Origin of the sequence: Mangrovicella endophytica (genome assembly GCF_002893625.1) — a bacterium.
In the GTDB taxonomy this organism is placed as follows: Bacteria; Pseudomonadota; Alphaproteobacteria; order Rhizobiales; family Rhizobiaceae; genus Mangrovicella; species Mangrovicella endophytica.
In genome coordinates this window covers 1-20,177 of record NZ_PKMZ01000005.1, presented here as the reverse complement: position 1 = coordinate 20,177, position 20,177 = coordinate 1, and the positions used below count along the sequence as shown (strand labels likewise).

The window sequence follows — 20,177 nt, the reverse complement described above, 5'->3', positions numbered from 1 at the left end:
GATGGCCGCCGACGCCATCCTGTCGATCCGCGACCTCCGCGTCGTCTTCGATACAGAGGACGGGCCGCTGGAGGCGGTGAAGGGAATCGACCTCGACGTTGAAGCCGGCGAGACGCTGGCGCTCGTCGGCGAATCCGGCTCCGGCAAGAGCCAGACCATGATGGCCGTTATGGGCCTTCTTGCCGGCAACGGCCGCGCCAGCGGCTCGGCGCGTTATCGCGGCGAGGAGTTGCTCGGCCTCTCGCCATCGGCCCTCAACCGCTTTCGCGGCGCGAAGATCACGATGATCTTCCAGGAGCCGATGACTTCCCTCGACCCGCTCTACACGGTCGGGCGGCAGATCGCTGAGGTGGTCCGCCGCCATCGCCGCGTCAGTGGTCGGGCGGCGCATACCCGCGCGGTCGAGCTGCTGACGCTCGTCGGCATTCCGGAGCCGGAGCGCCGGGTCGACTCCTACCCGCATGAACTCTCCGGCGGGCAGCGCCAGCGCGTCATGATCGCCATGGCGCTCGCCAATGATCCCGATCTTCTGATCGCCGACGAGCCGACCACCGCCCTTGACGTCACCGTGCAGGCGCAGATCCTGGAGCTGTTGCGCGACCTGCAGCAGCGCTTGGGCATGGCGATCCTACTGATCACCCACGATCTCGGCATCGTGCGCCGCTTCGCCGGCCGGGTTGCGGTGATGCGGCGCGGCGAGATCGTCGAGACGGGGAGCGCCGAGGCCGTGTTCACCCGGCCGAGCCATGCCTATACGCGCATGCTGATCGACTCCGAGCCGCACGGCACGAAAACCCCACCCCCCTCCACGGCGCCGGCCGTGCTGGAGGCGCGGAACGTGTCTGTCGACTTCGCGCTGCGCTCTCGCGGCTTCTTTGCCCGGGGGGCCGGAACGATGCGCGCCGTCCACGGCGCCTCGCTTCGGCTGAAGGCCGGCGAAACGATCGGCATCGTCGGCGAGTCCGGCTCCGGCAAGTCGACGTTGGGCCGAGCCATCCTGCGGCTGCTGCCGAGCGAGGGCACCGTGCGTCTCGACGGCCGCGACATCTCCGCCCTCGGGCGCTCCGGCATGCGGCCGCTGCGCCGGCAGTTGCAGCTCGTCTTCCAGGACCCGTACGGCTCGCTGTCGCCGCGCCTCACTGTCAGCGCCATCGTCACCGAGGGGCTGCTGGTGCATGAGCCCGGGCTGACGTCGGCGGAGCGCCATCGCCGCGCCGGCGAGGCGCTCACGGAAGTCGGGCTCGATCCCGCTGCCCGCAACCGCTACCCCCACGAGTTCTCCGGTGGCCAGCGCCAGCGTATCGCCATTGCCCGCGCGGTCGCCATCCGGCCGAAGGTGCTCGTCCTTGACGAGCCGACCTCGGCGCTCGACCGCTCTATCCAGGTGCAGATCGTCGAGCTTCTGCGTCGCCTCCAGGCCGAGCACGGCCTCTCCTACGTCTTCATCAGCCACGACCTCGCCGTCGTGCGGGCGCTGTCGGACTATATCCTGGTGATGAAGAGCGGCAGGGTCGTCGAGGAAGGTCCCACGGCGGAGATCTTCGAGGCGCCGCGCGAGGACTATACGCGCACTCTCATCGCGGCCGCCTTCCTGACGACGCTTGGCACCGCGGCGGAGGCACGCCCGCAAGCGAGCGGCGATACGCCCGAACGGTAATGGTTGCCTCTTCAATGCCTTGTGGCAAAATGTGCGTCATCATGCGCAAAGTTGCCTCACTGGCATGACATGTCCTATGGGAACGGCGTTCCCGATTGGACGCCTTCCAAACAGCTCCGGATCACGCCATGCCAGCTTATCGCTCCCGTACGACCACCCATGGCCGCAACATGGCCGGCGCGCGCGGTCTCTGGCGCGCCACCGGCATGAAGGATTCGGACTTCGGCAAGCCGATCATCGCGGTCGTCAACTCCTTCACGCAGTTCGTGCCGGGCCACGTGCACCTGAAGGATCTTGGTCAGCTGGTGGCACGCGAGATCGAGAAGGCCGGCGGCGTCGCCAAGGAGTTCAACACGATCGCCGTCGATGACGGCATCGCGATGGGCCATGACGGCATGCTCTACTCGCTGCCCTCGCGCGAGCTGATCGCCGACAGCGTCGAATACATGGTCAATGCCCACTGCGCCGACGCCATGGTCTGCATCTCCAACTGCGACAAGATCACGCCGGGCATGCTGATGGCGTCGCTGCGCCTCAACATCCCGACCGTCTTCGTGTCCGGCGGCCCGATGGAAGCCGGCAAGGTGGTCTGGGCCGATCAGGAAAAGAAGCTGGACCTCGTCGATGCCATGGTCGCGGCCGCCGACGAGCGCGTCTCCGACGAGGAGATCGCGGTGATCGAGCGCTCGGCCTGCCCGACCTGCGGCTCATGCTCGGGCATGTTCACCGCCAATTCGATGAACTGCCTCACCGAAGCGCTCGGCCTGTCGCTGCCCGGTAACGGCTCGACGCTGGCGACTCATGCGGACCGCAAGCGCCTCTTCGTCGAGGCCGGCCATCTCGTCGTCGACCTCGCGCAGCGCTACTACGAGCAGAACGACGAGGGCGTCCTGCCGCGCAACATCGCGAGCTTCGCCGCCTTCGAGAACGCCATGACGCTCGACATCGCCATGGGTGGCTCGACCAACACCGTCCTGCATCTCCTCGCCGCCGCGCACGAGGCCGAGATCGACTTCACCATGGCCGACATCGACCGCCTGTCGCGGCGCGTGCCGGTGCTCTGCAAGGTCGCGCCGGCCATCGCCAACATCCACATGGAGGATGTTCACCGGGCCGGCGGCATCATGGGCATCCTCGGCGAGCTCGACCGCGCCGGCCTGATCGACACGTCAGTGAAGTCGGTCCACGCCGAGTCGCTCGGCGATGCGCTGGAGCGCTGGGACGTCAAGCGCACGTCCAGCCAGAGCGTCCACGACTTCTTCCGCGCCGCGCCGGGCGGCGTGCCGACGCAGGTCGCCTTCAGCCAGGAGCGGCGCTTCGACGATCTCGACGCCAACCGCGAGACCGGCGTCATCCGTGATCTCGACCATGCCTATTCCAAGGATGGTGGCCTTGCCGTGCTCTACGGCAACCTCGCCGAGGATGGCTGCATCGTGAAGACGGCGGGCGTCGACGAGTCGATCCTGACCTTCACCGGTCGAGCCAAGGTCTTCGAGAGCCAGGATGCGGCAGTGCATGGCATCCTCAACGGCGGCATCACGCCGGGCGATATCGTGCTTATCCGCTATGAGGGACCGCGCGGCGGCCCGGGCATGCAGGAGATGCTTTACCCGACGAGCTACCTGAAGTCGAAAGGGCTCGGAAAGGCCTGCGCGCTGGTCACCGACGGGCGCTTCTCCGGCGGGTCCTCCGGCCTATCGATCGGCCACGTCTCGCCGGAAGCGGCCGAAGGCGGCACGATCGGCCTCGTGCGCGACGGCGACCGGATCGACATCGATATCTCCAACCGCCGCATAGAGCTGGTGGTGGACGATGCCGAACTGGCGGCACGCCGGCAGGCGCAGGATGAGGCCGGCTGGCACCCTGTGGCGCCGCGCAAGCGCAAGGTTTCGACCGCGCTGAAAGCCTATGCGGCCATGGCGACGAGCGCCGCCAAGGGCGCCGTGCGCAAGGTCTGAGCAATCGGACCGACGCAGGATCGGAGCGGCAGCCGGTATTGACCGGCTGTTTCGCTTGACCCGTTCCTGCAACGCTCTCGCGATCACGTGATCGGTAGCCGGCGCAAGTTTCGCCGGCTACCCACTTATCCGCTGTTGCAGCTGAGCCATATCCGCTCGGACGTCTGCCGCCCGTGCAGGCCTGTCCGACCTGCGGAGCGTCATGAGTTCGAGTTCGCTGCCCCAGTGGCACCCCGTCGTCGCGGTTCCCGCGCGTGACGAAGAGAAGCGCCTGCCGATCCTGATCGAGGCGCTGGGCCGGCAGACCTGGCTCGCCGCTGGCAACGGCCCGCTTCCGCTCACGATCATCCTCAACAACTGCACGGACGCGTCGGCTGCCGTCGCACGCGCCGCGGCTCGGCGCTTTCCGGCGATCCAGCTCGACCTCGTCGAGATCGACTTCCCCGCCGAGGTCGCCCATGTCGGTTCGGCGCGCCGGCTCGCTATGGAACGCGCCCTGACCACGGTGAGCGACCGGGCTCGCGTCGTGATCCTGACCACCGATGCGGACGCCGCGCCACATCCGGACTGGATCGAGGCCAATCTCGCGGCGATTGCGCGGGGCGCCGATCTCGTGGGCGGGCATCTGTTCGGCGACCGCGCCGAGGAGGCGCAGCTTGGCCCGGCCGTGCTGCGCCGCGCTGCCATGCAGTTGCGCTACGATCGGCTCGCCGACCGCCTGGCGTCGTTGCTCGACCCGCTGCCTCACGATCCCTGGCCGCGGCACCGCGATCATACCGGCGGGAGCCTCGCCGTACGGGGCGACGTCTATTGTGCCGTCGGCGGCCTGCCAGCGGAGCCCTCTGGCGAGGATATCGCTTTCGCCTCGGTGGTACGCGGCGCCGGCTACCATCTCCGCCATGCCCCGGATGTGAAGGTCACGGTGTCCGCCCGCCTCGCCGGCCGTGCGCCCGGTGGCATGGCCGACTGCCTGAAGGAGTGGATGCGCGCCGAGGCGGATGGCCGACCGCTTCTCGTGGAGACGCCGGCTTCGCTGGAGAGGCGCTTGCGGCAGCGTCGCCTGCTGCGCCAGCTTGGGCTGGCCGGCGATCAAGCAGCCATTGCCGAGGCAGCATCCATAGTGGGACACCCGGTCGGGCTCTTCTACGCACCGGATGGAAGCCCACTCCCGGCAACGCGGCTGATCGAACAGCTGACGCCGGAGCACCCGGACGCGCCACCCTTGATGCATGCGGATGGCGCGATCGTCGATCTCGAGCTGATGATCGCCGCGCTGGAGGGCCGCTCCGTTGCGGCATGAGCGGCCCGGTCATGGCTCCGACGCCGCGCTGATCGCGCTTCTCGACGCGGAAGGAGCGGAGTGCGACCGCGACGGCGCTTTCCCGGAACGGGCTTTTGCGGCTTTGCGGTCCCGCGGCCTGCTGGCGCAGCTGCCGCTCGCGCCTGGCGAGAACCACCGGCTCCTCAGGCTTCTGGCCATGATCGGGCGCGGCGACCTCTCGACGGGACGCATCTTCGAGGGGCACGTCAACGCATGTCTCCTGATCGACAGCTACGGCAGCGCCGACCAACGGGAGACCTATCGCCGGATCGCCCGCGAGGGCGGCATTCTCGGCGTCTGGAACACCGACCTGCCCGATGATCCGTTGCGGCTGGATGACGGCCGGCTGCAGGGCCGAAAGTCCTTTGCCTCGGGCGTCGACGGGCTCAGCCATGCCCTCGTCACCGTGCCGTCGGCGGAGGGCCGCATGATGATCATCGTGCCGCTCGCCGGGCTGCCTGTCGATCGCGCCTGGTGGCAGCCGATGGGGATGCGCGCCTCCGGCAGCCATGTGGTCGACTTCAGCGGCCTCCAGATCGAGCCGGACTGGATCATCGGCAAGCCCGACGACTATATCCGCCAGCCCTGGTTCTCGGCGGGCGCCGCCCGCTTTGCGGCCGTACAGGTCGGCGGCATGCATGCGGTCCTCGACATCGCCGTCCGGCATCTCGCCGGCACCGGCCGGGCCAAGGATCCCTACCAGGCGCACCGCCTTGCGAGGATGGGGATCGCCGTCGAGACCGTTTATCTGTGGCTGGAGCGGTCGGCGCGAAGCTGGGCTGCCGCGGCTGAGGGCACAGCGCAAGGGGCCGCGGCGATCGCGACGGCCAATGCCACGCGCTGCGCCGTCGAGGCCGCGGCGCTGAGCGTGCTGGAGGAGGCCGAGCGCGGCGTCGGCGCCGCCGGGCTGATCCAGCCGCATCCGCTGGAGCGGCGCATGCGTGACCTCAGGACCTATCTGCGCCAGCCGAACCCGGACGGCGCGCTGGCCGGCCTCGGCGCGGCGATTGCTGATGGCCTCTGGGCGCCCGGCGGAGACGATGCTCGGCCCAGCGTCGCCGTCGATGACGTGCCGTCCCGATGACGGACCTGCCGATCGCAACAGGCACGGTATCCATCCAGTCGGACGAGATCCGGGCGCGGCGCATCCTCGTCGTCGCACCGCACCCGGACGACGAATCCCTCGGCTGCGGCGGCTTGATCCATGAGCTGGCACGGCGTGGCGCCCGCTTTCACATCCTGTTCGTCACCGATGGCGGTGCCTCGCACCTGAACTCGGCCAGTTGGCCGCGTCAGCGCCTCGCCGCCGCGCGCGAAAGCGAGGCGCTGGAGGCGTTGCGCCGGCTCGGCGTCGATGATCACGACGCTACCTTCCTGCACCTGCCCGACGCCGCCATGCCGCGACCGGACAGCACCGCAGGTATGGCCGCCTCCGCGGAAACGACGGCAGTGCTGGGCAGCTTCTTGCCCGACCTCGTGTTGCTGCCGTGGCGGCGCGACCCGCATTGCGACCATCGCGACAGCTGGCACCTCGTCACCAGTGCGATCGCCGCCACGGACAGGCCCGTCACCGTCTGGGAATATGCGATCTGGCTCGACGAGATCGGCGCACCGGAAGATCGTCCACGTGCCGGCGAAATGGACGCATTCGACTTCGTCCTTCCGGAAGCCGCCGTCGCCGCTAAGCGGCATGCCGTCGCGGCGCATCGCACGCAGACCGGCGAGATCATCACCGACGATCCCACCGCCTTCCGCCTGACGCCGGAAACGATCGACCGACTGTGCGGTTCTCGGGAGCGCTATTGGCGGCCAAGCGCCAACGAGGATCGGCCGGACGGCGTTCGATGAGGCGCGCCATCGACCCCTCCGGCTTCGAGGCGAAGTTCCGCGGCGACATCGATCCCTGGAACTATCGTGCTAGCCCGTTCGAGGCCTATAAACGGCGGGTGCTGCTGCGCGCCTGCGGCGACCGTCTCTACGGCCGCGGCCTTGAGCTTGCCTGCGCCATTGGCGAAACCTCGCGGTTGCTCTCGGAACGATGCCTGCGCCTTCTCGCCAATGACTCGGCGCCGACTGCCATCCGCGAGGCGAAACGTCAGCCCCTTGGCCGTCGTCCGATCGACTATGCCGTCGCTGAGCTGCCGGATGAGATGCCGCGCGGGCCTTTCGACCTCATCGTCGCCTCCGAGATTGCCTACTATCTCAAACCGCGCGACCTCGCCCGGCTGCTGCAAAGAGTGACTGCCGCGCTGGCGCCGGGCGGCCGTCTGGTCGCTCTGCATCATCTGAAGCCCTTCGACGACGCGGCGCAGCTTCCAGCTTTGGCGCAGCGGCGCATCCGGCAGGCCTGCGGCGTGCGGATGCACCTCGTCTTCCTCGAGCGTCACGCGCGTTTCGAAGCCGTGGCTTATGAGAAGCCAAGGCGCGCCTGACCGAAACCCGTGCTAAAGACCCGCCTCACCCAAGCGAGACCGGCTCGCTGCGCATGGAGATGTCGAGATGAGCCAGACGGCTGAAACGCCCCGCCTTCCCTATCGACCCTGCGTTGGCGTCATGGTGCTGAACCGGGAGGGCCTCGTCTGGGCCGGCCACCGGCTGGTTGCTCCCAAGGGCGAGTTGGACGGCGCCACCAAGCTCTGGCAGATGCCGCAGGGCGGAATCGACGAAGGCGAAGAGCCGCTGCCGGCGGCGCTGCGGGAGCTCTACGAGGAAACCGGCATGCGCTCCGTCTCGCTGCTCGCCGAGGCTCCGGACTGGATCGCCTATGATCTGCCGCCGGACCTCGTCGGCATCGCGCTGAAGGGCCGCTATCGCGGGCAGATGCAGCGGTGGTTCGCCTTCCGCTTTGAGGGCGACGAGTCCGAGATCCAGATCAACCCGCCCCCGGGTGGCCATACGGCCGAGTTTGACGAGTGGGCGTGGAAGCCGATGGAGGAGCTCGTCGATCTGATCGTGCCGTTCAAGCGGCCCGTTTACGAGAAGGTCGTCGAAGCGTTCCGGCCGCTCGTGGCCTGAGCGACTGCTTCATAGCCTCGGCCGGCGCGGGCCATTCGCCGCGCCGCGTGGGCCACTACTGCCGCTCCGGGTCGTAGGCGAGCGCCGAGATCGGCACGATCTCGATGCCGCGTCCGCGCGCCTCGTTGATCCAGGCGGCGATTGTCGCAACGGAGACGTCGAAGGCGGACGCTGTGCCGATTGCCGTGCCCCTGGCGCGCGCCACCCGCTCCAGCGTGTCGAGCTGCTGGCGGATATCGCTTTCCTCCTGGCTGCCGTCGAGGAGAATGTCGGACACTGCGATCGGAACGCCATCCAAGGTTGCACTGTCCTTGGCCAGCGAGCGCGACGAGCTTCCGTCGTCGAGGTAAAGCAGCCCGCGTCGGCCGATCTCACCGAGGAGGCCGTTCATCGCCGCGCGGTCGGCAGTGAGCTTGGCGCCCATATAGTTCATGACGCCGACATAGTTGGTCATGCGTGCCAGCGAGGCGTAGAGATCGTTGAAATGTCCCGCTGCGGCGTCTGCGGCCGTCAGCGTGTTCGGCGATGGCGAGACGTCGGGATAGCCGACCGGTTCCAGCGGCGCCTGCAGCAGCAGTTCATGCCCGCCGCGGCGGGCATCCTGCATCCAGCGTCCGAGGCTGTTGCCGGTGGGCGAGAAGGCCAGCGTCACCGCATCCGGCAGCGAGCGGATGGCGTTCTGGGTTCCGGTCTGGCTGATGCCAAGGCCGCCGACGACAATGGCGATGCGGGTGCCGAGAGCGCCCGAGGACGGCATGGAATAGACGTCGAGCGGCCGGCGGCCGTCGGCCGCGCGCACCGGCAGCGGTCCATACTGGCTGTTTTCGGTGAGATCGGGTTCTGGCAGATGCGCCACTGACGGCGATTGGCGCATCGCTGCAGGATCAGCGACGGTGTAGGAGGCGGCAAGATCGGTGCCGGACGCGACGAACGCATCCTGCGGCGCTGCGGCGAGCGGCGCGGTGGCGCGCTGCACGGTCGGCAGCGCCGGCCCCTTCTGCACGGCCAGCTGCGTCTGAGCAGGCACCGCAAGAGGTGCCTTCGCAGGCGTTTCGACGCTGGCAACGCGGAACTGCGGCTGCACCAGGGCCGTCGTCAGCGAGCCGCCGCAGATGATGGCGACGCTGGCAAGCGCCAGGGCTCGCGATCCGGTCAGAACCGGGCGCCGCGCTGGCTTGGCTATGATGTCGAGGCCGAGAGGCCGGTAGATGTCCCCCTGCATGGGATCGTCCTACACGGCGAGCCTTGCCCGGGCCTCGCGGCGCGCCGGCCCGCGCATCATGCAGGGCCGCTGAAACGAAAAGGGCCCGGCGCGAGATACGCCGGGCCCTTGGTAAAGATCGTCCGGTTGGGAGCGCAGCCTCAGTTGGCGGCGCTGTCCGACTTCGGCGGGAAGGACGCGTCGGTTTTCACGCCGCGCAGAAGGTCCAGCGCATACTGGAGCTGCAGGTCGTCCTTCTTCTCGGACGGCACGTAGTCCAGCGAGCCGGAGCCCTCCTCGGTTTCCTCGTTGCCGGTGATATGGCCACGCAGCGAGGATTCGCCCCGCACCACCTCGTCCTCGCTGTCGAGACCCATCTGCTTTTTGATCTCGTCCGGCAGCGGCTGCTGCACGACGATGTCCGGGTCGATGCCGCGACCCTGAATGGAGCGGCCGGACGGCGTGTAGTAGAGCGCCGTCGTCAGCCGCAGGGCGCCGTTGGAGCCGAGCGGGATGATGGTCTGCACCGAGCCTTTGCCGAAGGAGCGCGAGCCGACAACCGTGGCGCGGCGCTGGTCCTGCAGCGCGCCGGCAACGATCTCGGAGGCCGAGGCCGAGCCGCCATTGACGAGCACCACCAGCGGCTTGCCGTCGATGTCGTCGCCGCTGCGGGCATTGTAGCGGCGCGTTTCTTCCGGGTTGCGACCGCGGGTCGAGACGATCTCGCCATTCTGCAGGAAGGCGTCGGAGACGCTCACCGCCTCGTCGAGCAGGCCGCCCGGATTGCGCCGGAGGTCGAGCACGTAGCCCTTCAGCTTGTCCTTGCCCACAGTCTTCTCGATGTCGGCGATCGCCTCTTCCATGCCGACGGTGGTCTGCTCGTTGAACTTCAAGAGCTTGATATAGCCGACGTCGTTCTCGACCGTGTGGCGAACCGAGGGGACCTTGATCTCGTCGCGCACGATCGAAAGGCGCACCGGCTTCGTCGCGCCTTCGCGCACGATGGTGAGGCTGACGGTCGTGCCGATCTCGCCCTTCATCTTCTCCACGGCGTCGGCGAGCGTCAGGCCGCGCACCTGCTCGCCGTTGATCTCGGCGATGAGGTCGCCGGCAAGCACGCCGGCCTTGTCGGCGGGCGTGCCCTCGAAGGGCGACACCACCTTGACCAGCTCGTTCTCCATGGTGACCTCGATGCCGAGGCCGCCGAACTCACCGCGCGTTTCCGTGCGCATGTCCGCCGCTTCCTTGGCGTTCATGTAGCTGGAATGCGGGTCGAGCGAGGTCAGCATGCCGTTGATGGCGGTCTCGACCAGCTTCTGGTCGTCCGGCTTGTCCACGTACTGAGCGCGGACGCGCTCGAACACGTCGCCGAAGATCGCCAGCTGGCGGTAGGTGTCGGACCCGGCCGCGTTGGCGACACCACCGGTCTGGCCCGCCACGACGGACATCGCGGAGGCTCCCATCAGGGCGCCGGCGGCGAGTATCGAAAGCTTACGAATCATTCCTCGTCCTTCCAGATGGTGCCACCGCCCACCAGGGGGCCGGATCCACCGGTTTCCCGTCTTTTCGAAACTCGACATACAGCCTCGGCTCGGCAGCGCCGAACTCAGCTCCGCCTGCGCTGGCCAGCCTGCGCGCTCCCATCGAGGCAACCGGCTCACCGGACATCACGAACTGGCCGACTTCGACATCGGTCCGGCTCATGCCCGCCAACACGACATGATATCCGTCGCCCGCGTTCAGGATCAAGAGTTGTCCGAAGGAGCGGAACGGTCCTGCATAAAGGACGCGGCCATCGGCCGGAGCGGTGACGATGTCGCCGTCATGGGCCGCGAAGGTCGCGCCTTCGGCCACGATCCCGATATCGTCGGCCTTCCCGAAGCCGGTCCGAAGTTCGCCTGACACGGGAGGTGTCAAACGGCCCTTCAATGTCGAAAATGCGGCGGATGGCTCCAGCATCGTGGCGTCACGGCGAAGTGAATCGAGATCATACTGCGGCCGTTCCGGCTTTTCGGGCACCAACGCTGCAACCTGAACCTCGCTCTCCGGTGGCGTTGCCGCCGGCGCGATCTCGGGTGTTGGCGGCATATCATCGCCCGCTTTCGCTTCCCGCGCCGCATTCGCCTCGGCCGTGCGGCGGTTTGCCTCCGCCGCCAGTTTGTCCGCCTTGGCGCGCTCGGCTGCGGCGACTTTCGCCGCGGCATCCTCGGCCGCGCGGGCGCTGTCCATTTCGCTTTCCAGCGAAGCGATCAGTTCCTTCAGCGTGGTGGCCTTGGCAGCGAGCTCAGCGGCGCGGCGCTGCTCCGCCTCGCGCCGACCGCGGTTGTCCGCCTCCAGCTTCTCCTTCTCCGCAAAGAGGCGTGCCAGGCGCTCCTCCTCCTCGCGCTGTTCGCCAAGCTGGGCGGCGAAGCGGTCCTTCTCCGCGACGATCTCGCGCTTCACGTCGAGGAAGCGCTTCAGGTCCGCCATCAGCGTCTCGGTCTCGCGGCGGATCGACGGGACAACGGCGCCGAGCAGGATGGCGCTACGCACCGAACCCAGCGCATCCTCCGGCTTCACCAGAAGTGCCGGGGGCGGCTTGCGGCCCATGCGCTCCAGCGCACCCAGCACCTCGGCAAGCAGACCGCGACGCTCGCGCAGCGAGGCCTTGATGGTTGATTCTTCGCCGACGAGCCCGTCGATGCGCCCCTGCGTGTCCGCGATCTGCGCGCTGATGCTCTTCTGCTTCGTCGCCGCCGCGATCATCGCGCCGCGGATGCGATCACGATCGGCAGCGAGCGCGACGATCTCGGCGTCGAGCGAGCGCACTGTCTCCTCGCTCAGCGAGATGCTGGCGGCGATCGAGGCGAGGTCGTCGGCGGTCTTGCGCCGTTCGTTCTCCAGGATAGTGGAGCGAGCGACGGCGGGCGAAGCAGTTCCGGCAGGCAAACCGACAGCAGCGGACGGCGGCTCGACGGCGCCGGCTGGCAGGTCCGCAGCCAAGACAAACGCGATCAGCAGCGGCAGCCGCGACAGCGCTCGCCCTGGCATCCTCAGGCTTCGTCCTGTGGAACCCCTCAACAGCCCCTCGCGCCACGCGCCGTCTGCAGCCGCCGCGGCGGCACCCTTGTCTTCGGCAAGAATAGGATCAGCGTCTTAACAACCGATCAACCATGTGGCCGGCCGCCCCTCGCCCGACCGTCTGCACGCCCACCGTGGCGTTCTGATGACCACCACCATGTCGTCCTCAGGAGCGGTGGTAGGGATGCCCCGCCAAGATCGTCGCCGCGCGGTAGAGCTGCTCGGCGAGGAGGATCCGGGCGATCTGGTGCGGAAACGTCATGCGCCCGAGCGACAATGTCAGCGCCGCGCGTGCGCGAAAGGCCGGATCGTGACCGTCCGGCCCGCCGATCGCCAGCATCAGGTCGCGTGCACCCTCGTCGCGCTGGCGCGCCAGGAAGGTGGCGAACTCGTCCGAGGACAGCGTGCGTCCGGTCTCGTCAAGCACGATGAGGACCCCGCGCTCCGGCAGGAGCGATCCGAGCCGCGCCGCCTCGTCCGCCTTGCGCTCCGCCGCTCCCTGAGCCCGCGATTCTGGGAGTTCGCTGAGGCCGGCATAGTCGAGGCCGAGCGCAGGTCCGCTCTTGGCAAAGCGGGAGAGATACCGGTCCGCCAGTTCGCGTTCCGGGCCGGCCTTCATCTTTCCGACGGCCGCGAGCGTCAGCCGCATCGCCGCAGCTCAGCGGCGCGGGGTGCGCTGCGTACCGTCACTAGCGCACGACCATCAATGGACGGTCGTGTCGCCGCTTCCCTCGCCCACGGACCACATCTTCTCGATATTGTAGAAGCTGCGGACCTCGGGGCGGAAGATGTGGACGATGATGTCGCCCGTGTCGATCAGCACCCAGTCGCCGTTCTGCAGGCCTTCGATCTTGCAGGAGCCGTAGCCGGCATCCTTCAGGTCGCGCAGGAGATGCTCGGCGACTGCGGTGACATGGCGATGCGAGCGCCCGGAGGCGATCACCATGAAGTCGGCCAGAGCCGACTTACCGTGCATGTCGATGGAGACGATGTCCTCGCCCTTGGAGTCGTCGAGACTCGCTAGAACGAGATCGATGGCGTTCCGTCCGACCGTCTGGTCGCTGGCGGGCGCGTCGGAAGGAGCCGTCTGGAAGACCTCCTTCGCTTCAGCCGCATGTCTCAGTGTCGTTGTCCCTTTCAGGCGCTAGAGCCGGGGCACCCCGGCGGGATGCCTCCGAGACTAAAGATAGGCAGTGTTCCGTGTCTGTTTCAAGACGATGCGCCGCCGGCTCGCAATCGCGTCGACGACAGCATGGAGCGCGGGCCATGCAGGAACACCCAGGCCGGCGCCGGGCGCCGCGGCAGCGAAGCGGCGGCAGCCTCGGCCACACGGCTGCGTCCAAACGTCACTGCGGTGGGCGATGAAAGGAGCGCCAGGGTCGAGCCCGGGCGATCGACCACGGCGACCGGCATATGCTCCACGATCCAGCGCCAGTCGCGCCACCGGTGAAAGGATGCCAGGCTGTCGGCGCCCATGATCCAGACGAAGTCGACTTCGGGGCGGCGGCGTAGCACAAGCGCCAAGGTCTCGGCGGTGTAGCGGATGCGGTGCGCCGCCTCGAAGGCGGTGACATCGATGCGCCGATTGCCGACCAGCCGCCGCGAAGCCGCCAACCGCTCGCCCAGCGGCTTGAGAGCGCCATGGTCCTTCAGCGGGTTGCCGGGCGTCACCATCCACCAGAGCCGATCGAGGCGCAGCCGCCGGATCGCCGTCTCGGCGACAAGGAGATGGCCCGCATGGGGCGGGTTGAACGAGCCGCCGAAAAGGCCGACGCGCATGCCGGCTTCGGTATGCGGCAGCCGCAGCGCCGCCGGATCGACGTCAGGATCCGGCGCGGTCTCGATGCTCACGGGCGCGTCTGGCCGCTGCCGTGGACGCGGTAGTTGAAGCTAGTGAGCTGCTCGACGCCGACCGGCCCCCGCGCATGCATTTTGCCCGTGGCGATGCCGATCTCGCCGCCGAAGCCGAACTCGCCGCCATCGGCAAACTGCGTCGACGCATTATGGAGGAGGATCGCCGAATCGATCCCGCTGAGGAAGCGCCGGGCCACGGCCTCGTCCGCTGTCACCACCGCTTCGGTGTGGTGAGAGGAATAGTGCTCGATATGGGCAATGGCGCCCTCGACGCCCTCGACCACGGCAACGGAGATGATGGCGTCGAGATACTCGGTGCGCCAATCGGCTTCGCTCGCGGGCACGGCCCAGGGCGCCCGTGCCAGCACCGCTGCGTCGCCGCGGATTTCGCAGCCGCGCGCCCGCAGCGCCTCCAGGATCGGCAGCAGCAGCCGGTCCGCGCCCGACTCATCCACGAGCAGCGTTTCGGCCGAGCCGCAGATGCCGGTGCGGCGCAGCTTGGAATTGACGACGATGTCGATGGCCATGGCGAGATCGGCCGCCTTGTCCACATAGACGTGGCAGAGGCCCTCCAGATGCGCAAAGACAGGCACCCGTGCCTCGGCCTGCACCCGCTCCACCAGCGAGCGGCCGCCGCGCGGCACGATCACGTCGATGGCCCCATCGAGCCCGCCCAGCATCATGCCGACGGCGGCACGGTCGCCCGGCGGCACGATCTGGATGGCGTTGCGGTCGAGCCCCGCCTTGGCGAGCCCTGATTGGAGCGCCGCATGGATCGCCGCGGTGGAGCGCGCCGAATCCGAGCCGCCCCTGAGGATCGCGGCATTGCCAGCCTTCAGGCACAGCGCACCGGCGTCGGCGGTCACGTTCGGACGGCTCTCATAGATCACCCCGATGACGCCGAGCGGCGTACGCACCCGCTCGATACGTAGGCCGTTCGGCCGCTCCCAGGCGGCGGTCACGGCACCGACGGGATCTGCCAGCGCGGCGACCGCCCGCAGCCCCTCGGCCATGGCGCGGATGCGCCCCTCATCCAGCATCAGCCGGTCCAGAAACGCGGCGGCGACGCCGTTCGCCTGCGCGCGGGCGACGTCCTCGGCATTGGCCGCGAGGATCGCGCCGCTTTCGGCCTCGAGCGCATCGGCCATGAAGGCGAGCGCGGCGTTCTTGGCCTCGGCCGGCGTCTGCGCCAGCATCCGTGCCGCGCGCCTCGCCTGCCGCCCGATGAGGTTCATCGCCGCTTCCAGCGACTGCGTCTCGTTCACCCGGTCGAGCATCGCCTCAGTCCCTCACAGCTGGCTGGCGGCGGAGCCGCCGGCATCCTGCAGATGTCGCTCCAGCACGAGATCGTCGCGATGGATCATCGCGGCACGCGTCCCTTCGCCGAGCAGCGCCTCGATCGCATCCGAGCGCTTGCCGGCGATCAGCCTGGCCTCTGCGGCGTCATAGGCGACGAGGCCCCGCGCGACCTCCCGGCCCGAGCCGTCGAGGACGAGGATCGTGTCGCCGCGCGAGAAGTCGCCGTCCACCGTCCGCACACCCGCTGCGAGCAGGCTCTTGCCGGCGGTCAGCGCCTTGACCGCGCCGTCGTCGACGACGAGCCGTCCGACGGCGTTCAGATGCCCGGCGATCCAGCGCTTGCGAGACGTTACCGGATTGCCTGCGGCCAGGAACAGCGTCTGCCGCTCGCCGCGATCGATGGCATCGAGCGGGTTCAGGCGGTTGCCGGCGCTGATGATCATCGCGGCACCGGCCGACGTGGCGATCTTGCCGGCATCGATCTTGGTCTTCATGCCGCCGCGGGAGAGTTCGGAGGCGGCGCCGCCCGCCATCGCCTCGATCTCCGGCGTGATCCGCTCGACCAACGGCAGATGCCGGGCATCCGGAGCGCGCGCCGGCGGCGCTGTATAGAGACCGTCGATGTCGGAGAGGAGGATCAGGAGATCCGCCGTCATCATCGTCGCGACGCGCGCGGCGAGCCGGTCGTTGTCGCCGTAGCGGATTTCGCTCGTCGCCACCGTGTCGTTCTCGTTGATCACGGGAACGGCGCCAAACTGGATCAGCGTGCCGATGGTGGCGCGAGCATTGAGGTAGGGCCGGCGCTTCTCGGTATCACCGAGCGTCAGCAGGATCTGCCCGGCTTCGAGGGAGTGCCGGCCAAGCATCTCGGAATAGGCCCGCGCCAGCGCGATCTGCCCGACTGCGGCCGCCGCCTGGCTTTCCTCCAGCTTCAGCGTGCCGGCCGGCAGCTTCAGAATCTTGCGACCAAGCGCGATGGCACCGGAGGAGACGAGCAGGACCTCCCGCCCCTCTCCAGCGAGCCGTGCGACGTCGGCGCAGAGCGACGCCAGCCACTCGTGACGCAGACCCGTGTCGCGATCGACAAGAAGCGCCGAGCCGATCTTGACGACGATGCGGCCATAGCCGGCGAGCCTGCCCGTCATGCGTCCCCCTCGTCGGCCTCGGACGCCCCGCGCCGGTCATCGTCTTCGCCGTCCTGCGCCCAGCGGCCGGGATCGACGGGCTCCGGCTCCGGCATCATCCCCTCGATCTCGCGCCGCAAGTGGCGCAACGCTTCGGTCATGCCCTCGCGGCTCACCGCCGAGAGCGCCAGCGGCCGGCTGCCGGCGACCTTCTCGAGTTCGCGCAGCTTCGCATCGCGCTCCTCGGGGCTGAGCGTATCGACCTTGGACAGCGCGACGATCTCCGGCTTTTCCTCCAGCCCGCCATCATAGGCTTCGAGCTCCCGCCGCACCGTCACATAGGCGCCGGCGACATCCTCCTCCGTCGCCGAGACGAGGTGCAGGAGGACCCGCGTACGCTCGACATGGCCGAGAAAGCGGTCGCCGATGCCGACGCCTTCATGCGCACCCTCGATGAGGCCGGGAATGTCGGCAAGGACATACTCCGCTCCGTCGACCGTCGCGACACCGAGATTGGGATGCAAGGTCGTGAAGGGGTAGTCCGCAATCTTCGGCCGCGCCGCGGTGACCGAGGCAAGGAAGGTCGACTTGCCGGCATTGGGCAGACCGACGAGGCCGGCATCGGCGATCAGCTTCAGCCGCAGCCAGATCGTCATCTCCTGCCCTTCGAGGCCAGCATTGGCCCTTCGCGGCGCCTGGTTCACCGAGCTCTTGAAATAGGCATTGCCAAAGCCGCCGTTGCCGCCGGCAGCCAGGCGAAAGCGCTGACCGACCTCGGTGAGGTCGCAGATCAGCGTCTCGTTGTCCTCCTCGAAGACCTGCGTCCCCGCCGGCACCTTCAGCGTCACGTCGGCGCCCTTGGCGCCGGTGCGGTTGCGGCCCATGCCGTGCATGCCGGTCTTGGCCTTGTAATGCTGCTGGTAGCGGTAATCGATCAGCGTGTTGAGGCCGGCCACGGCCTCCACGAAGACGTCGCCACCGCGTCCGCCATCACCACCGTCCGGGCCTCCGAACTCGATGAACTTCTCGCGCCGGAACGACACCGAGCCGGCGCCGCCGTCGCCGGAGCGGATATACACCTTGGCCTGATCGAGAAACTTCATCGCTTGGGTCTTTCACTCAGCCGGTGGTGCGGCATTTTCGTCTTAATGCGCCGGCGCCCTAATGCAAACGCTGCGTCCGTCGGCAGATCAGCGTTCTTCGGGGCGCGGCAGGGCCGCAGTGCTCTTGGCGAAGATCACATCCGAACTCGCAATCGGCAGGCCGAGCTTGGAGATCGTCACGTGATTGGCGACCGTCCCGTCCGGCCGTTCGCGCATGACGTGCCGGAAGTGCAGCAGCAGCCTGTTTCCCCCGGGTGCATAGCCATCATAGTCGAGAACGGCGCCATCGGGTGTCAGCCGGCCGTCCACCGGCACAGGATCGCTCAGCGCACCGTCGTCGCCTTCGGTCTGCACCGTGCCGGCGTAGCGCGCCGGCGCGACGCGGCGCAGGTCCCAGCGCTGCAGCCGCTCGCCATCGGCGAAGCGGAAGCGCTCGTCGAGCTGCATCCGGTCACCCTCTGCAACGCCGGTGAAGCGTGCGGTGAAGGTCTCGTGCCAGAAGCCGAGCGTCGCGATGCTGCCGCTGGAGACGCTTGTCCCTGCAAAGAACCGCTCCAGCGCAAACGAGCCCTGCTGCGGCTCCGGCAGGCTGCCGCAGGCTGCGATGAGGAGCACCGCGGTGGTGGCAAAAGCAGCGCGAAAGCCTGCCCGGCCTACAGCGAGTTGCGCGATCCCGAGCCTCATTGCCCGCCCCAGGATTTCAGCGCCTGCCAGGAGCGGCGGTCGAGCTGGTAGCACTCGCAGGCGACGCCGCCTGCGGTGGCCGAGCGGAACATGCCGGTGCCGACGAAGTGGAAGCCGCATTTGCGGATGACGCGGCGCGAGGCCTCGTTGACGACGCGGCAGCGCACCGTGACGCAGTCCTGATCAAGCGTGCCGAAGGCATGGTCGATCACCGCCTGCGCCGCCTCCGTGGCATAGCCCTTGCCGCGGAACGGGGCGCCGACCCAGTAGCCGAGTTCCAGGCGTCTCGGGCCACCATCCGGCTTCAGCCCGCAAATGCCGATGAAGCGCGTGCCGCCATCGGCGACCAGCGCGAAGATGATCTCGTCGCCGTGGTCGCGGATATAGGACCGTGCATCCTCGATGCCGTAGGGGTGCGGAATGCGCGCCGTCATCTCGGCGAGTTGGCGGTCATTGGCAAGCGCGGCGAGCGCCGGCGCGTCCGCCATCACGGGTGGCCGCAGGGTCAGCCGGGCGGATGTCAGCTGCGCCTCTAAGGGCGCAGGCATCGGGTCGTCGATCACCGCATCGGTCCTTTGAATGCGAAAAGGGGAGATGGCGGCCCATCTCCCCTGTTTTCGCTTCGAAGCCGATATTCGGTTCAGATCGAAGCGCCGGGTCGATGGAACGCCGGCGCTTCGAAGCCCCGGGTCACTCTGCGGCTTCGGCTTTCGGCATAATGGAAATGTACGTGCGCCCTCGCGCCTTCTTCTGGAAGGTGACGACGCCCTCGGCGGTGGCGAACAGCGTGTGGTCGCGGCCGATGCCGACATTGACGCCGGGATGCCACTGCGTGCCGCGCTGGCGTACGATGATGTTGCCCGGGATGACGCGCTCGCCACCGAACTTCTTCACGCCGAGGCGCTTGGACTCCGAATCGCGGCCGTTACGGGACGAGCCGCCTGCTTTTTTGTGTGCCATCGTTCAGTCTCCTGAAATCGTGTGGGGCGGGCGGATCAGCCCTCGGCGCCGGTCTCGTCGGTCTTCGGCTTGCGCGCGGCGCGCGGCTTCTTCACCGGCGTGTCAGTCTCGGTCGCGGCATTGGTCTCGGCCTTCACCGTCGCGGGCTTGGCACGCGGGGCGCGCTTCGGCGCCTCGTCGGCGGCAGCGGCCGGCGCTGCGTCGGACACGCTCTCGCCCTCAGTGGCCTTGGCCGGCGCGGCGGTGCGTTCGCGCGACGGCGCCTGGCCGTCCGTCAGGATCTCGCTGATGCGGATCAGCGTCAGGTCCTGGCGATGGCCACGCGAGCGCTTGGAATTCTGGCGGCGGCGCTTCTTGAAGGAGATGACCTTCGGGCCGCGCGTCTGGCCAATGATCTCGGCCGTGACGCTGGCGCCCGATACGAGCGGGGCGCCGATCGAGGTGCCGACCATCAGCACTTCGTTGAAGGTGACGAGGTCGCCGGCCTCACCGGCCACACGCTCGATAGTGAACTGGTCGTCAGCGGCAACGCGGTACTGCTTGCCACCCGTCTTGATGACTGCGAACATCGTATCTCCGTTCGTCCGGCTCTCATGCGCGACAAGCGCCCGGGCCGTCTTCTTGTCAGTTTTTTTGCGGATCTGATCGCACCGAAAGGCAAGGCCCGATCAGACGCCGCACTTAGACGACGGAGCCCTTGACGTCAAGGCAGTCTGCGGCCTGCCGGACCTATGAACGCGCTCGCAGGCAGGCGCGGCGGGCCGCAACTGCAGCCGCCTCCCGCATTCGACGGGCCGCAGCGGGCGCCCTGCGCATCGACACGCGTTTCGTCGAGGCAAAGCCCCGCGATTTGCTCTTGTGCGCGCGCGCATCCCTTTGATATGAGAGCCGCGCGCCCAGAAGGCGCCGACCATGCCATGGCAGGATGCAGACGGCCCCGC

Annotated in this window: 19 protein-coding genes and 1 pseudogene; 7 read left to right on the top strand and 13 right to left on the bottom strand. The window is 68.3% G+C overall.

Translation table 11 applies throughout. The annotated features are described in order from the left end of the window. The first annotated feature begins 1 nt into the window (after position 1). From C0R46_RS12890 to C0R46_RS12860, 7 genes are all read left to right on the top strand, one after another. The gene (locus C0R46_RS12890; RefSeq protein ID WP_102960061.1) at positions 2-1,657 is read left to right on the top strand and encodes an ABC transporter ATP-binding protein; all 1,656 of its coding nucleotides are present in this window, start codon (positions 2-4) and stop codon (positions 1,655-1,657) included. A gap of 128 nt (positions 1,658-1,785) precedes the next feature. Beyond that, complete coding sequence (ilvD, locus tag C0R46_RS12885) at positions 1,786-3,615, top strand: dihydroxy-acid dehydratase (RefSeq protein WP_102960060.1); 1,830 nt, start codon at positions 1,786-1,788, stop codon at positions 3,613-3,615. A gap of 202 nt (positions 3,616-3,817) precedes the next feature. Beyond that, complete coding sequence (locus C0R46_RS12880; protein ID WP_102960059.1) at positions 3,818-4,915, top strand: glycosyltransferase family 2 protein; 1,098 nt, start codon at positions 3,818-3,820, stop codon at positions 4,913-4,915. Beyond that, a complete protein-coding gene (locus C0R46_RS12875; RefSeq protein WP_102960058.1) occupies positions 4,905-6,020 on the top strand; it encodes an acyl-CoA dehydrogenase family protein in 1,116 nt (371 codons plus the stop codon). The genes C0R46_RS12880 and C0R46_RS12875 overlap by 11 nt, the downstream gene beginning before the upstream one ends. Beyond that, positions 6,017-6,784, top strand: a complete 768-nt coding sequence (locus tag C0R46_RS12870) for a PIG-L deacetylase family protein (protein WP_102960057.1) — start codon at positions 6,017-6,019, stop codon at positions 6,782-6,784. The genes C0R46_RS12875 and C0R46_RS12870 overlap by 4 nt, the downstream gene beginning before the upstream one ends. Continuing rightward, a complete protein-coding gene (locus tag C0R46_RS12865) occupies positions 6,781-7,368 on the top strand; it encodes a class I SAM-dependent DNA methyltransferase (RefSeq protein ID WP_102960056.1) in 588 nt (195 codons plus the stop codon). Before C0R46_RS12870 ends, C0R46_RS12865 begins: the two co-directional genes overlap by 4 nt. Positions 7,369-7,435: 67 nt before the next feature. Next, positions 7,436-7,951 carry an RNA pyrophosphohydrolase gene (locus C0R46_RS12860; RefSeq protein ID WP_102960055.1) on the top strand — a complete coding sequence of 172 codons (516 nt, stop codon included), beginning with the start codon at positions 7,436-7,438 and terminating at the stop codon, positions 7,949-7,951. Between the two features lie 55 nt (positions 7,952-8,006). Here the strand turns inward: C0R46_RS12860 and C0R46_RS12855 are convergent, their stop codons facing one another. From C0R46_RS12855 to rplU, 13 genes and pseudogenes are all read right to left on the bottom strand, one after another. Then, the gene (locus C0R46_RS12855) at positions 8,007-9,173 is read right to left on the bottom strand and encodes a divergent polysaccharide deacetylase family protein (protein WP_102960054.1); all 1,167 of its coding nucleotides are present in this window, start codon (positions 9,171-9,173) and stop codon (positions 8,007-8,009) included. A 140-nt stretch (positions 9,174-9,313) separates the two neighbouring features. After that, on the bottom strand, positions 9,314-10,654 hold the full coding sequence (locus C0R46_RS12850; RefSeq protein ID WP_102960053.1) for a S41 family peptidase: 1,341 nt from the start codon (positions 10,652-10,654) through the stop codon (positions 9,314-9,316). Next, complete coding sequence (locus C0R46_RS12845) at positions 10,644-12,182, bottom strand: murein hydrolase activator EnvC family protein (RefSeq protein ID WP_102960052.1); 1,539 nt, start codon at positions 12,180-12,182, stop codon at positions 10,644-10,646. Before C0R46_RS12845 ends, C0R46_RS12850 begins: the two co-directional genes overlap by 11 nt. 196 nt (positions 12,183-12,378) lie before the next feature. Then, positions 12,379-12,861 (bottom strand): 23S rRNA (pseudouridine(1915)-N(3))-methyltransferase RlmH, encoded by a 483-nt coding sequence (rlmH, locus tag C0R46_RS12840; protein ID WP_102960051.1) that lies wholly within the window; start codon positions 12,859-12,861, stop codon positions 12,379-12,381. 54 nt (positions 12,862-12,915) lie between these two features. Then, positions 12,916-13,353: a ribosome silencing factor gene (gene rsfS / locus C0R46_RS12835; protein WP_102960050.1), complete on the bottom strand. Its 438-nt coding sequence runs from the start codon at positions 13,351-13,353 to the stop codon at positions 12,916-12,918. A 68-nt stretch (positions 13,354-13,421) separates the two neighbouring features. Continuing rightward, positions 13,422-14,057 (bottom strand): nicotinate-nucleotide adenylyltransferase, encoded by a 636-nt coding sequence (locus tag C0R46_RS12830; RefSeq protein WP_425349887.1) that lies wholly within the window; start codon positions 14,055-14,057, stop codon positions 13,422-13,424. A 2-nt stretch (positions 14,058-14,059) separates the two neighbouring features. Continuing rightward, positions 14,060-15,343 carry a glutamate-5-semialdehyde dehydrogenase gene (locus C0R46_RS12825; RefSeq protein WP_102960049.1) on the bottom strand — a complete coding sequence of 428 codons (1,284 nt, stop codon included), beginning with the start codon at positions 15,341-15,343 and terminating at the stop codon, positions 14,060-14,062. A 12-nt stretch (positions 15,344-15,355) separates the two neighbouring features. Then, positions 15,356-16,510, bottom strand: a complete 1,155-nt coding sequence (gene proB / locus C0R46_RS12820; protein ID WP_102960048.1) for a glutamate 5-kinase — start codon at positions 16,508-16,510, stop codon at positions 15,356-15,358. Next, the gene (obgE, locus tag C0R46_RS12815; protein WP_102960047.1) at positions 16,507-17,592 is read right to left on the bottom strand and encodes a GTPase ObgE; all 1,086 of its coding nucleotides are present in this window, start codon (positions 17,590-17,592) and stop codon (positions 16,507-16,509) included. Before obgE ends, proB begins: the two co-directional genes overlap by 4 nt. An 87-nt stretch (positions 17,593-17,679) precedes the next feature. Then, positions 17,680-18,276: a DUF3833 family protein gene (locus tag C0R46_RS12810; RefSeq protein ID WP_102960046.1), complete on the bottom strand. Its 597-nt coding sequence runs from the start codon at positions 18,274-18,276 to the stop codon at positions 17,680-17,682. Further along, positions 18,273-18,839, bottom strand: coding sequence for a GNAT family N-acetyltransferase (locus C0R46_RS12805; RefSeq protein ID WP_245413566.1), 567 nt, complete (start codon positions 18,837-18,839; stop codon positions 18,273-18,275). The genes C0R46_RS12810 and C0R46_RS12805 overlap by 4 nt, the downstream gene beginning before the upstream one ends. Before the next feature lie 127 nt (positions 18,840-18,966). Next, positions 18,967-19,236: a 50S ribosomal protein L27 gene (gene rpmA, locus C0R46_RS12800; RefSeq protein WP_102960045.1), complete on the bottom strand. Its 270-nt coding sequence runs from the start codon at positions 19,234-19,236 to the stop codon at positions 18,967-18,969. Between the two features lie 170 nt (positions 19,237-19,406). Beyond that, positions 19,407-19,805, bottom strand: a pseudogene (gene rplU / locus C0R46_RS12795) (50S ribosomal protein L21); the annotation flags it as partial. Between the last annotated feature and the right edge of the window lie 372 nt (positions 19,806-20,177).

Coding starts and splice junctions, on each gene's coding strand:
- C0R46_RS12890 (WP_102960061.1), top strand. CDS start 2: ATGGCCGCCGACGCCATCCTGTCGATCCGCGACCTCCGCGTCGTCTTC.
- ilvD (WP_102960060.1), top strand. CDS start 1,786: ATGCCAGCTTATCGCTCCCGTACGACCACCCATGGCCGCAACATGGCC.
- C0R46_RS12880 (WP_102960059.1), top strand. CDS start 3,818: ATGAGTTCGAGTTCGCTGCCCCAGTGGCACCCCGTCGTCGCGGTTCCC.
- C0R46_RS12870 (WP_102960057.1), top strand. CDS start 6,017: ATGACGGACCTGCCGATCGCAACAGGCACGGTATCCATCCAGTCGGAC.
- C0R46_RS12865 (WP_102960056.1), top strand. CDS start 6,781: ATGAGGCGCGCCATCGACCCCTCCGGCTTCGAGGCGAAGTTCCGCGGC.
- C0R46_RS12860 (WP_102960055.1), top strand. CDS start 7,436: ATGAGCCAGACGGCTGAAACGCCCCGCCTTCCCTATCGACCCTGCGTT.
- C0R46_RS12855 (WP_102960054.1), bottom strand. CDS start 9,173: ATGCAGGGGGACATCTACCGGCCTCTCGGCCTCGACATCATAGCCAAG.
- C0R46_RS12850 (WP_102960053.1), bottom strand. CDS start 10,654: ATGATTCGTAAGCTTTCGATACTCGCCGCCGGCGCCCTGATGGGAGCC.
- C0R46_RS12845 (WP_102960052.1), bottom strand. CDS start 12,182: ATGCCAGGGCGAGCGCTGTCGCGGCTGCCGCTGCTGATCGCGTTTGTC.
- rlmH (WP_102960051.1), bottom strand. CDS start 12,861: ATGCGGCTGACGCTCGCGGCCGTCGGAAAGATGAAGGCCGGCCCGGAA.
- C0R46_RS12825 (WP_102960049.1), bottom strand. CDS start 15,343: ATGCTCGACCGGGTGAACGAGACGCAGTCGCTGGAAGCGGCGATGAAC.
- proB (WP_102960048.1), bottom strand. CDS start 16,510: ATGACGGGCAGGCTCGCCGGCTATGGCCGCATCGTCGTCAAGATCGGC.
- obgE (WP_102960047.1), bottom strand. CDS start 17,592: ATGAAGTTTCTCGATCAGGCCAAGGTGTATATCCGCTCCGGCGACGGC.
- C0R46_RS12810 (WP_102960046.1), bottom strand. CDS start 18,276: ATGAGGCTCGGGATCGCGCAACTCGCTGTAGGCCGGGCAGGCTTTCGC.
- rpmA (WP_102960045.1), bottom strand. CDS start 19,236: ATGGCACACAAAAAAGCAGGCGGCTCGTCCCGTAACGGCCGCGATTCG.